The following is a 13,000-nucleotide window of genomic DNA, read 5'->3' on the forward strand; positions in this document are numbered from 1 at the left end:
TTTTTCATAGAATCAACATATTCTGTGATTGTTAAATACCAGATTCCTTAAAGAAATTAGGTAACGCCAATGCAAACCCCTCATATTCTGATTGTAGAAGACGAACACGTAACGCGTAACACGCTGAAAAGTATCTTTGAAGCGGAAGGTTACACAGTACTGGAAGCCAACGATGGCGAGGAAATGCACCAAGTGCTTTCCAACAATCAGGTACACCTGGTGATCATGGACATCAACCTTCCAGGTAAAAATGGCCTGCTGCTAGCACGCGAATTGCGCGAGCAAGGCGACATGGCTCTGATGTTCCTAACTGGTCGTGATAACGAAGTAGACAAAATCCTAGGCTTGGAAATTGGCGCTGACGATTACATCACTAAACCATTTAACCCACGTGAACTGACTATCCGTGCACGCAACCTTTTGACGCGTGCAATGAGCCAAGGTGCAGTACCAGAAGACAAACGTTCTGTAGAGCGATATGTGTTCAACAACTGGGTACTTGATATCAACAGCCGTTCACTGATCAGCCCAGACAACGAGCAATTCAAACTGCCACGTTCTGAGTTCCGTGCCCTGCTGCACTTCTGTGAAAACCCAGGTAAAATCCAAACACGTGCAGACCTTCTTAAGAAGATGACTGGCCGTGAATTGAAACCACATGACCGCACGGTTGACGTTACTATTCGTCGTATCCGTAAGCACTTCGAGTCATTTGGTGATACACCTGAAATCATCGCTACTATCCACGGCGAAGGTTACCGTTTCTGCGGCGAGCTTGAAGATATTTAATCTTCGCTGACGCAAACGACAGATATAGAAAAGGCCTGCTTTGCAGGCCTTTTTGTTTTCGATGTTCAGTCATGCAGAGAATGTCTCTACTTACTTCAACTATTCTTCCTCTCCTGCCCATGCTTCATGCCCTGCCCTATCAGACAGATTCGCGAGCACATCGCGTTCAAAAGCCAGAAAGGTCAGCAGAAAAGAAGAGGGAGGGACAACAGCATCGGCCTTCACCCCTTCTTTATCTTGTTACTGACTGTATTCATCCAGCCATTGTTTCAGCACGGACAAATCGTGCTTATAGCCTTCCTTGATTTCATCAACCCAGTCAGCAATGTTCTCCCACCAAGCAGGCAACTCGGGTGATTGCGCTTTTTGGGCAACTTTCTGAATATGTTTTAAACCGATCGATCCTGCCGCCCCTTTTATTTTGTGCGCTTCGCTGGCAATGCCATCCTGATCTTTGGCCGTCATGTTGCTGTCTAAGATTTGGAGGTACTCAGGCATCACCTCTTCGAACATGGTGATGCTTTGATAAACAGGCTCTGGGCCCACAATATCCACGTAGGAGCGCAGCATTTCGAGATCGAGCAGCGTTTCGTAGAGCTCATTTCCCGGTTTCTTCGGTTCAACCACAGGTGTATGTCCTTTACTCAATGGGCATTGAAGCGCTAATCGCTCAATCACATCCGTCACCGCAGCGACGCTAATCGGCTTACTGATAGCGTCATCCATGCCGCGTTGAATGTATTCGGATTTGTCTTTTATGACGTTCGCAGTCAAGGCCACCAAAGGTGGTAAAGGTGCGTCGCCACTACGCAATTGCGCTGCGATATCAAACCCTGTCATATCTGGTAGCTGGATATCCAGAAGTAAAAGATCAAAATGTGCGGTTGGGAATGTCTCGAGTGCTTCTTTGCCACATCGCGCAACCGTCACCGTATGGCCAAGGCTCTCAAGCAAATTCACTGCAACGGTGATGTTCAGTTCAATGTCTTCCACCAGCAGAATGTGCAGCGAACGTTGTTCTGCTGTCACACGCTCTTGGCTTTCAACAGCATCACAAAGCGGGACGCTGAGCGTAACGGTAAACGTACTCCCTTCGCCCACTTCACTGTCAACTTCAATATCGCCACCCATCAATCGCGCCAGCTTTCTCGATACCGCCAATCCGATGCCTGTTCCAACGGCGTGCAGATTGTCTTCGCCTTGTTTCACTTGGTAATACATGGCGAAGATTTTCTTTTGCTCCTCTGGCGGAATGCCGATACCACTGTCTTCAATATCAAATTGAAGGTGCGCCATCTTGTCTTCAACGTCGCAACTGACCGCGACATTTACCGCACCTTGCTTGGTGAATTTCACGGCGTTTCCGACCAAATTCCAAAGTATTTGACGTAAACGCGTACCGTCAACACTCACCGCAGCAGGGAATGACGTCATGCGATCAAGAGAGAAGCGCAGACCCTTTTGTTCTGCCATCAGACCGCTGATGTTTTCAATTTCGGTGACGAAATCAGGCAAATCCATAGGCTGAGGAAGAAGCTCTAAGCGGCTACGATCCGATTTATCGAGGTCAATAATATCGTTAAAAATGTTCCCCAAGGTAATCGCACTGACGTGAATCGTGCGTAAATACCCCAGTTGGTCACTCGATAATCGGGTATCCAGCAACATGCGGCTTAAACCAACAATCCCATTAAGAGGGGTTCGCAGTTCATGGCTGATCGTCGAAATAAACGCAGTTTTGTCACGACTCGCTTTTTCCAATGCATCTTGGTAGCGCTTACGCTCAGTGATCTCACGACCAAACCCAACCAGACCTAAACGGCGTCCATCACGGGAATAAAACGGCAACTTGCGCAGTTCAAAGTACGCTTTTTGGCCATCGTTGTACTCAAGCCATTGCTCGTAAGTCAAAGAAACGTTGTTATCGAAAACCTGCTGATCGGTTTCAACGACCTTGCTCGCCACGTCTTCACTGTAGACATCCCAAGGAGTTAGGCCGACCAGCTCTTTTTCTTTCTTGCCAGTCAGTTCTTCCATGGCTTTGTTACAACCCGAGAATTGACCACGTTCGTTACGGTAATAGATAAGATCAGGCGACGCATCGATGAAAGATCGCAGCAATGCAGTCTGCTCAGCCAACTCTAGCTGGGCTTTTTCACGCTGATAGACTTCGTTTTCAAGATCGAGCATGGCCTCTTCACGTGCTTCTTCTGCACGCTTACGCTCTTCAATTTCTAAGTTGAGCTGGGCAATGTTATCGGTGAGTTGGCGGTTAAGCTCCATATCGCGAGAACGCATCTCTTCGAGCTTGGCGACAAGTTTCGTCAAGCGCTGACGAGATTCTTCAAGTTGGTCGACGACGACAGAAAGGAAATACACGGCCCAAGGCGTGATAAGGAGGCCAAAAAAGACGGAGCGGACGATGTCACTGTCATGCACACTGCCATTGAGCACAAGCGTAATGGCCACTTGCACCACAACAGCCAGCGCAACAAGCGCGAGGGCCAGCAACATGCTGAATCGGACAATACCTAACTTTACCAACAAGTCGACGTAGTATTGTGCCAAGAGTTTTATTTGCTTCATTGAACTTCCTGATCAACGGTTCTGAAGCAACATAATAGCGAGCCCACAGAACAAGCTAAAGAAAAAGGCGTCGAAACGCCCCTTATGTACGCTATTTTTATTGGCTTGCGTGATTTACACGAGATCAACGACTAGGTTTGTCGAGGCAATGCGGTTTCGACCCGCGCGTTTTGCGCGGTAAAGGGCTTTATCAGCCGCCAAGACCAAATCGCCATAATCTTGTCCTTGAACGGGCAAAATAGTTGCCACGCCCTGGCTCAAGCTCAATCGCGTTGAGACGGAAGAAAACTCATGTTCGATATTGGCGCGCGCCAATGCTTCCGATATTTTTTCAGCCACATACACAGCCCCCTCTTCCGAGGTATTCGGCAACAAGATGGCAAACTCCTCACCGCCATACCGTGCAACCGCATCAAGCGGTCGTCGAATTACATCAAGGAAGACTTCCGCCACCATGCGCAAGGCTTTATCGCCTTGTTGATGACCATAGTTATCGTTGTAGGGTTTGAAGAAATCAATGTCGCAAAGAATAAGAGACAATGGCTCTTGCTCACGAATATGGGAATGCCACATTTTCACTAGCTGCTCGTCAAAGCTACGTCGGTTCGCCACTTTCGTTAAGCCGTCAACAAAGCTGAGCTCTTCAAGTTCCATGATGGCGTCTGCTAATTCTTGCTGTGTTGCTTTTCGAGCCGTTACATCACGGGCGATCACCAAGACACCGATAGTGTCATCCGTCGGATCGCGGAATTGGGTTTTTGTTAACTCATACCAGACTTGAGAGCCATCGCGCTTCATCACCAAGTCTTCATATTTAATGGTCTTGCCATCTTTCAGTACGGGTATATCAACGCGCTGATGATCCGCCAACACATCCGGATCCATGAGATCTGCAGCTTGCTGCCCTTCAAGGTTGTCATGCGGTGCACCCATGGCTTCTGCAAAAGCCGCATTCCCGCCAAGGAAAACATAAGAAGAGTTATAGATCCCAATCGGGTCCACACTGGCCTCAAAGATGGAGGTCAACACATTACTGTGCTGTTTTAAGCGTTGCTCGACTTCTTGCCTTGCCTCAATCTCTTGCTCCAAGACTTCTTGCATCATGTGCCAATTGGTCACGTCATGGCTAATGCTCAAGGTGCCATAGATACGATTGTCGTTGTCTCGAAGCACTGTTTGACTGGTTTCAAGCAAGCAACTATCGCCAGCAGGGGTGGTCGTCCAGCTTTGTTGGGTCCGGCGGCTGTCAAAGTTATCTTGCGCATTAAAGAACAAGCCTTCTTCTTCTCGCCCTTTCCAGAAACGATCAAACGCATTGTTGGTACCAACAATGCGTCCATCTCGGTCTTGAAAGCACACCAATTCAGCCAGAGAGTTTATGACGCTGCGGAATATATGGTTGTCGTTGTTTGCAAAAGACTCGCTATAGACGCTTTCAGATTCAGGCTCGAGGGAGATAATCCACGCTCGCTGACCACTGCACCAAACAGGAAGGCCCGAGAAACGCGCATACCTTGGCGCATTACGGTTTGAGGCCGCCCTAAAGTCAGCAGTGACATCAATAAAAGGTAAGGGCCAGCGACGGTATCTCAACAGCGTATCAAACGTCGATTTGTCTTTTGTCCCTTTGAATTCGAGCTGTCCATTGACGGTTTCTACGTTGAAAAGACGTACAAAGCCTCTGTTTGCAAACAGGATCCTACCATCCTCCATACCGATCATGGCTTTGGGAGAATACAGATTTGATAAGTATGCTTGCCACGTTTTCTTCGATACAACGCGACGGCGAGACGCCCAAAACGTACCGAGAAGAAAGCCGACAAAGAGCGTTACGGCTGCCATTGGCATCCAATCAGTCATTCAACCATCCCAAACTTGTGTTTCCTTTGCGTCTTTATCACTGGCACATTCGATTTTTGAACAAACCTCACGCTTTATCTTGCCATATGGTTGAGAAAGAAAACGAATAAGCCTACGTCGTTTTGCGACGTAGGTTCGTTAGGATAACGCGATTTCCATCACTACAGCACAGGCATGTCTAGTAAAGCGCAGATTTCAGAATATTAGGAGGGAAAGACAAAGGCATCATTTAACAATGCCCCTTGAGCGCCTTTTAGCGTCAACGCTCGAGCGACACCCGTCATTGCTAACCAACGATTTTCACACCACGTAGGCGCAAGTAAGGTTGGGCGACGCGCACTGGCCGAGACGCGGTGATACACAACATCTGATGGCGTACGAAGGATCATTTCTGAAGCACTTTCGACGTAGTCTTCAATCGTGATTTCATCCAAACGGCCTGCACGCCAAGATTTCGCCATAACACTGCCTTCAACAATATGAAGAGGATGAAGCTTGATGCCGTCAGTGGCCGTCTCAACAACGCGTTCAATGGTGTCGATATGATCAGCGCGTGTCTCGCCCGGTAAACCGACGATAAGATGGGTGCAAACATTCAGCCCAAGGGCTCTCGCCTTCTTGGTGACACGATCATAGCAAGCGAAGTCATGACCACGGTTTATGCGGTGTAGGGTTTTGTCATTTGCGGTTTGCAGGCCGAGCTCTAACCAGATCTCAAAGCCTTGAGCATGATAACTTGCCAACAACTCAAGAACGGCATCAGGAACACAGTCAGGACGCGTACCCACACATAAGCCAACAATGTCTGCGGTCTTGAGTGCTTCTTCATACATGGCTTTCAGCTTTTCCACTTCCGCATACGTGCTTGTGTATGCCTGAAAATATGCCAAGTAACGTTTAGCTCGGCCAATTTCGTCCGCGCGCTGTAACAACTGCGTTGTTACCGACAGTTGCTGAGCCGTTTCATCGGCAAACGACGCAACGTTACAAAATGTACAACCACCGCGGCCTAGCGTGCCATCTCGGTTGGGACAACTAAACCCGCCATGCAATGTGAGCTTGTGTACTTTTTCGCCATACCTGCGTTGTAAATCCTGACCAAAGGTATTCACCAAATGATGAAGTTCCATCGTCGACTGCCTCAGTGTTAAACGTAATAAAATAATGATGCTGAAAAAAAGCCGTCGATTTTATCACCAGCACTAAGCCGAAAAGCTCGATTGAATCAATCAAAATAGTAATTTTGTGCGACGAATTGAAAAAAAATTACAAAATAAAAACATTCACCTAGCCCACACATCACGAAGGAAAACTCAATATTCAACAAAAGCAGCACATAGCGAATAAATAGTCAATTTAATCGAAATTAAACGCAATAAATGTAAAATGATGCGCAATTGATTGTTAAGTTTTTATGGTAATTAAATTCCGGAATATGTAGGATATCTACAGCTGCGACTAATTTGTGAGCAATATAATTCGCGAAATTGCGCCTGTTCATAGCGACATATTTGGCATTTAGAAAAAAGCGCAGCATATCTACATAGTTTTGTAGAAAAAAAGGCTTACTTTTCTTCGTGAAGGTAATCTGGCTTGGACACCTGGAAACAACACATTTGTTGTTCCTATATTCGTGTCCGCTATGCCCATGCCCGCAACAGGTATGGCAAGGGAAGACAAATGCTTCCACAGCATTTGTGTCAACTGGAAGGACGTAAAGATGACAGATTCAGTGCTACGCACCGAGGGGCTCTATGTGCCCGAGATGGAACACGATGCCTGTGGTATCGGCTTCGTTGCCCACCTAAAAAACAGAAAGTCCCATGCGATAGTAACCCAAGCACTCGATATGCTGGCTCGTATGGAACACCGTGGCGGTCAAGGCTGCGATCCATGCAGTGGTGACGGCGCGGGTATTCTTCTTCAAAAACCTCACGAGTTTCTTCTTGAAGAAACACGCGCACTCGGCATTCAACTCCCGTCGACAGACAAGTACGGCGTTGGTGTCATGCTCTTCCCAAGAGACGAAAACAAGCGCTACCAGTGCCGTGAGATCTTTGAACGTAATGCGAAGCGTCTTGATTTGGAGGTTATCGGCTACCGTGAGTTGCCTACCGACAACTCTATGATCGGTGCTGACCCATTAAGCACAGAACCCCATTTTGAACACGCATTTGTTACAGGTGGCGAACACCTTTCAATCGATGAACTAGAGCGCAAACTTTTTGTTCTTCGTAACTATACCGTTCGTGTGTGCCTTGAAAGCGTGTCGAACATTGGTGATGACTTCTACATCAACTCGTTCTCAGCGAAAACACTGGTCTACAAAGGTCAATTGACCACAGAGCAGGTGCCACAATATTTCTTAGACCTTCAAAATTCTTCGATGGTCACTGCGTTGGCACTGGTTCACTCACGCTTCTCAACCAATACATTCCCCCGTTGGCGCTTGGCTCAGCCTTTCCGTAATATCGCGCACAACGGCGAAATTAATACCGTTCGTGGTAACCTGAACTGGATGAAAGCACGTGAAGCACTGCTTGAATCTAAGCTGTTCAGCGAACAAGAACTCAAGATGCTACTGCCTATCTGTCAAGAAGGCGCATCTGACTCTGCTAACTTCGACATGGCGCTAGAGCTCCTTACTCTGTCAGGACGTAGCATGCCGCACGTCTTGATGATGATGGTGCCGGAAGCGTGGCAAGAGAAGAAAGACATGGACCCTAAACTCCGTGCTTTCTACCAATTCCACGCCAACATCATGGAACCATGGGATGGCCCAGCCTCTTTGTGTTTCACTGACGGCGTAAAAGTTGGCGCGACCCTTGACCGTAATGGTCTTCGCCCAAGCCGCTATACCGTGACAAAAGACGACTACCTCATCATGGCATCCGAGTCAGGTGTGGTAGAAATCGCACCAGAAAACGTTCACTTCCGTGGTCGTTTGCAACCAGGCCGTATCTTCGTTGCTGACCTAGAACAAGGTCGCATCATTTCTGATGAAGAAGTGAAGAACGAAATCGCGTCTGCTCAGCCTTACCAAGAGTGGGTTGAGAAGAACTTATTGCAACTCGATAAGCTTCCAGAAGCGGGCACGAAGAACCACCAGCCATCACCTGATCGTCTGTTGCATCATCAACAAGCGTTCGGTGTTACCTCAGAAGAAGTGAATGAAATTCTTCTGCCAATGGCAAAAGAGGGTAAAGAGCCACTGGGTGCTATGGGTGCGGATTGGCCATTGGCTGTGCTATCTCACCAGTCTCAACACTTATCTAACTACTTCAAGCAGCTGTTCGCACAGGTCACCAACCCACCGATCGACCCGATCCGTGAACGTATGGTCATGTCTTTGAAAACCTACTTAGGTCAAGACCAGAACCTGCTGATTGAAACACCTGAGCATTGCCGCAAAGTGGAATTGGAAACCCCAGTTCTTAGCAATGCAGAGTTGGAAAAATTGCGTGCCATTGACAACGATCACCTCCAAGCGAAAACACTCGATATCGTGTTCCGCGCGAGTGGCGAGAATGGCAAGCTAGAGCGTGCGCTAAAACGTATTTGTCAGTATGCCGAAGATGCGGTTAACGATGGTTACTCCATCATCCTTCTGACTGACCGTGCCGTGAACTCTAACCACGCAGCAATCCCAGCAATGCTTGCAGTGGGTGCGGTTCACCACCACCTTATCCGCAAAGGCCTACGTGCGAAAGCGGACATTGTTATCGAAACGGGCGATGCTCGTGAAACCCATCACTTCGCCACACTCGTTGGCTACGGTGCGAATGCTGTTAACCCGTACCTTGTCTACGAAACTTTGGTCGATTTACAGCGCACCAAGAAGCTGGATCCAGAAGCGGACGTGGATGTATTGTTCGAGAACTACCGTAAGTCTATCAACGCAGGCTTGCTGAAAATCTTCTCGAAAATGGGTATTTCAACCCTTCAGTCATACCACGGTGCGCAAATCTTTGAAGCATTAGGCATCAGCAAAGCGGTTGTCGATAAATACTTCACCGGCACTGTTTCGCGTATTCAAGGCCTGACCATTGATGACATCGCGAAAGAAGTGCTGATCCGTCACCGTTTGGGTTATCCAACGCGTGAAATTCCCGTTCAAATGCTGGATGTCGGTGGTGTTTATCAGTGGAAACAACGTGGTGAGAAGCACCTGTTTAACCCTGAAACCATCCACTTGCTGCAGAATTCAACGCGCAACAAAGACCTTAAACAGTTCAAAGAGTATTGCCACGCTGTAGACAGCCAAGGCGATGATGCTGCAACACTGCGTAGCCAGTTTGATTTTGTGAAGAATCCAGCAGGCAGCATTCCTCTTGAAGAGGTTGAGCCAATCGAAAGCATCCTGAAGCGTTTCGCGACCGGTGCAATGAGCTTTGGTTCTATCTCGCATGAAGCGCACTCTACCCTTGCAGTTGCAATGAACCGCATCGGTGCAAAATCGAACTCAGGTGAAGGTGGCGAAGACCCAGTCCGTTTTGAGAAGAAAGACAACGGTGATTGGGAACGCTCTGCGATCAAACAAGTGGCATCAGGCCGTTTTGGTGTGACGTCTTACTACCTCACCAATGCTGCTGAGATCCAAATCAAAATGGCGCAAGGCGCGAAGCCAGGTGAAGGTGGTCAACTTCCAGGTCACAAAGTGGATGATTGGATTGGTCGCACACGTCACTCCACTCCAGGGGTCGGCCTAATTTCTCCACCGCCACACCACGATATCTACTCTATCGAAGATTTGGCGCAGCTGATTTATGACCTGAAAAACGCTAACCGCGAAGCGCGTGTTAACGTCAAACTGGTATCAGAAGCAGGTGTTGGCACCATCGCGTCAGGCGTAGCAAAAGCCAAAGCTGACGTGGTACTGATTGCAGGTTTTGATGGCGGCACCGGTGCATCACCACTGTCGTCAATCAAACACGCGGGTCTGCCATGGGAACTGGGATTGGCGGAAACACACCAAACACTGCTGAAAAACGGCCTACGTAACCGTATCGTTGTTCAATCAGATGGCCAGATGAAAACCCCTCGCGACTTAGCAGTGGCAACACTACTGGGCGCAGAAGAATGGGGCGTGGCAACCGCAGCACTAGTTGTTGAAGGTTGTATCATGATGCGTAAGTGTCACCTCAACACCTGTCCTGTTGGTATCGCAACACAAGATAAAACCCTGCGTGAGCGCTTTGACGGCCGCGTAGAAGACATCGTCACCTTCTTCACTTACATGGCGGAAGGCCTTCGTGAAGTCATGGCAGAGCTTGGCTACCGTTCAATTAACGAAATGGTAGGTCAGTCTCAGCACCTGAAAGTACGTAGCGATGTAGGCCACTGGAAATACAAGAACCTAGACCTCAATGTTGTTCTTCATAAAGAAGAGCCACGCGAAGGTGACGGCATGTACTGCCAGCGCGAGCAAAACCACGGTCTTGAAACCATTCTGGATCGCCGCTTGATTGAAGCAGCTTCTAGTGCGCTTTATGAAGGTCGTAAGGTGGATGCAGAGTTCGCTATCGTCAACACGGACCGCAGCGCCGGTACCATGCTGTCGAATGAGATTTCGAAAATCTACAAAGACCAAGGCTTGCCTGAGCAAATGAATGTGAAATTCAAAGGCTCTGCAGGTCAAAGCTTCGGTGCATTCCTTGCGAAAGGTGTGAAGTTCGAAGTCGAAGGCGACGCGAACGACTACTGGGGTAAAGGTTTATCTGGTGGCACCTTGGTGCTGTACCCAGATGCAAAGAGCGACATCATTGCTGAAGACAACATTGTTGTTGGTAACGTGTGTTTCTATGGCGCAACCTCAGGTGAGTCATTCATTCGCGGTGTAGCAGGCGAGCGTTTCTGTGTACGTAACTCCGGCGCGAAAGTGGTTGTAGAAGGTATCGGTGACCACGGTTGTGAATACATGACCGGTGGTGTTGCTATCGTTCTGGGTCAAACGGGCCGTAACTTTGCAGCAGGCATGAGTGGCGGTGTCGCTTATATCTGGGACCAATTCGAAAACTTTGAATCTAAGCTGAACCCAGAGTTAGTTGACTTGGATCCATTGGATGCGGAAGACATCGAACTGCTGAAAGAGATGATTGGTAAACACCAAGCATTTACAGGCAGTGCCGTTGCCGAGACCTTCTTATCGAACGTTGATGAGAACCTCAAGCGCATCGTGAAGGTGATGCCGCGTGATTACAAAGCTGTGCTGGAACAACGCAAAGCAGAAGCCGCAAACAAGGAAGAAGTGGAGGCTGTAAATGGGTAAGCCAACTGGATTTTTAGAATTTGGCCGAGAACTCCCGGGCAAAAAAGACCCTGCTGTTCGTATTCAAGACAACAAGGAATTTGTCCTGAACGAAGAGTTTGGTGAAAAGATTAACGAGCAATCGTCACGTTGTATGGATTGCGGTGTCCCGTTTTGTCATAACGGTTGCCCAATCGGAAACATCATTCCTGAATTCAATGACGCGGTATATCGCGACAGCTGGGAAGAAGCGTGGAACATTTTAAGTTCTACCAATAACTTCCCAGAATTCACAGGACGTGTGTGCCCTGCACCATGTGAAAGCTCGTGTGTATTGGGTATCAACCAAGATCCAATCACCATCTGTAACATCGAAAAAACCATCGTAGAGACAGCGTACCGTGAAGGCTATGCTAAGCCAAAAACGCCAACGTCTCGCACAGGTAAAAAAGTCGCCATCATCGGTTCAGGCCCAGCGGGCTTGTCTGCTGCCGAGCAGCTTAACAGTGCAGGTCACTCCGTCACCGTTTTTGAACGTGATGAAAAAGTCGGTGGTTTGCTGCGTTTCGGTATTCCAGATTTCAAACTCGGCATGGACATTATTGATCGCAAGATCAATCTAATGGCCGAAGCTGGCGTACAGTTTGAAGTGAATGCACACGTAGGTGTGACAGTTAACGCGCATCAAATTCGTCAAGATTTCGATGTGGTATTGCTCACCGGCGGTTCAACTGTGCCACGTGATTTGCCAATCCCAGGTCGCGAGCTAAAAGGCGTTCACTTTGCGATGGAATTCCTTGGTCAAAACAACCGCCGTGCAAATGGCATGGATTTGAAAACCGAAGAAATCCACGTAAAAGATAAGCACGTTGTGGTTATTGGTGGTGGTGATACAGGCTCTGACTGTGTAGGCACATCGAACCGACATGGCGCGAAGAGCATTACTCAAGTGGAAATCATGCCTATCCCACCTGAGCAGCGCCCTGCCAACATGCCTTGGCCGCAGTACCCAATGATCATGCGCACTTCTACCTCTCACGAAGAGGGGTGTGATCGTCATTGGAACATCCTGACCAAAGAATTCATCGGTGACGATGCAGGCAATGTTAAAGCCCTGCGTATCGCGGATATTGTTTGGAAAGATGCAGCGCCAGGCGAACGTCCCGGTTTTGAAGAAGTGGCAGGCACCGAGCGTGTTATCCCATGTGATAACGCATTCTTGGCAATGGGCTTCCTTCACCCTGAACCTCAAGGTGTGCTAGCACAACTCGATATTGCATTGGATGACCGCGGTAACGTGGCGGCGACCAATTATCAAACAAGTCAAAAAGGCGTATTTGCTGCAGGTGATATGCGTACAGGTCAATCATTGGTTGTTCGTTGTATCAACGAAGGCCGTGAATGTGCGCGCGCCATTGATGCCTTCCTTATGGGTGATACGCATCTCGAGGCAAAAGCTGACTCGTTGATGCTCTCCGCATAATAATAAGTAAGTGTTATCTTCCAGTTTTGCCAGCC

6 protein-coding genes are annotated in these 13,000 nt (G+C 48.4%); 3 read left to right on the forward strand and 3 right to left on the reverse strand.

Annotation, left to right across the window (positions count from 1 at the left end; genetic code table 11):
• Positions 1-69: 69 nt before the first annotated feature.
• Positions 70-789: a two-component system response regulator ArcA gene (gene arcA / locus BM082_RS08960; RefSeq protein ID WP_017011650.1), complete on the forward strand. Its 720-nt coding sequence runs from the start codon at positions 70-72 to the stop codon at positions 787-789.
• Positions 790-1,029: 240 nt separating this feature from the next.
• Here arcA and arcB read toward each other — a convergent pair whose 3' ends face one another.
• From arcB to mnmL, 3 genes are all read right to left on the reverse strand, one after another.
• A complete protein-coding gene (gene arcB / locus BM082_RS08965; RefSeq protein WP_074926642.1) occupies positions 1,030-3,375 on the reverse strand; it encodes an aerobic respiration two-component sensor histidine kinase ArcB in 2,346 nt (781 codons plus the stop codon).
• A 114-nt stretch (positions 3,376-3,489) separates the two neighbouring features.
• Positions 3,490-5,235 carry a sensor domain-containing diguanylate cyclase gene (locus BM082_RS08970; protein ID WP_074926645.1) on the reverse strand — a complete coding sequence of 582 codons (1,746 nt, stop codon included), beginning with the start codon at positions 5,233-5,235 and terminating at the stop codon, positions 3,490-3,492.
• Between the two features lie 203 nt (positions 5,236-5,438).
• Positions 5,439-6,365 (reverse strand): tRNA modification radical SAM protein MnmL/YtqA, encoded by a 927-nt coding sequence (mnmL, locus tag BM082_RS08975; protein ID WP_074926648.1) that lies wholly within the window; start codon positions 6,363-6,365, stop codon positions 5,439-5,441.
• A 590-nt stretch (positions 6,366-6,955) separates the two neighbouring features.
• Here mnmL and gltB point away from each other — a divergent pair.
• Positions 6,956-11,503, forward strand: a complete 4,548-nt coding sequence (gltB, locus tag BM082_RS08980) for a glutamate synthase large subunit (RefSeq protein WP_017017239.1) — start codon at positions 6,956-6,958, stop codon at positions 11,501-11,503.
• The gene (locus BM082_RS08985; RefSeq protein ID WP_017011645.1) at positions 11,496-12,965 is read left to right on the forward strand and encodes a glutamate synthase subunit beta; all 1,470 of its coding nucleotides are present in this window, start codon (positions 11,496-11,498) and stop codon (positions 12,963-12,965) included. The genes gltB and BM082_RS08985 overlap by 8 nt, the downstream gene beginning before the upstream one ends.
• Positions 12,966-13,000: the final 35 nt, after the last annotated feature.

It is taken from the genome of Enterovibrio norvegicus DSM 15893 (genome assembly GCF_900115495.1).
In the GTDB taxonomy this organism is placed as follows: Bacteria; Pseudomonadota; Gammaproteobacteria; order Enterobacterales; family Vibrionaceae; genus Enterovibrio; species Enterovibrio norvegicus.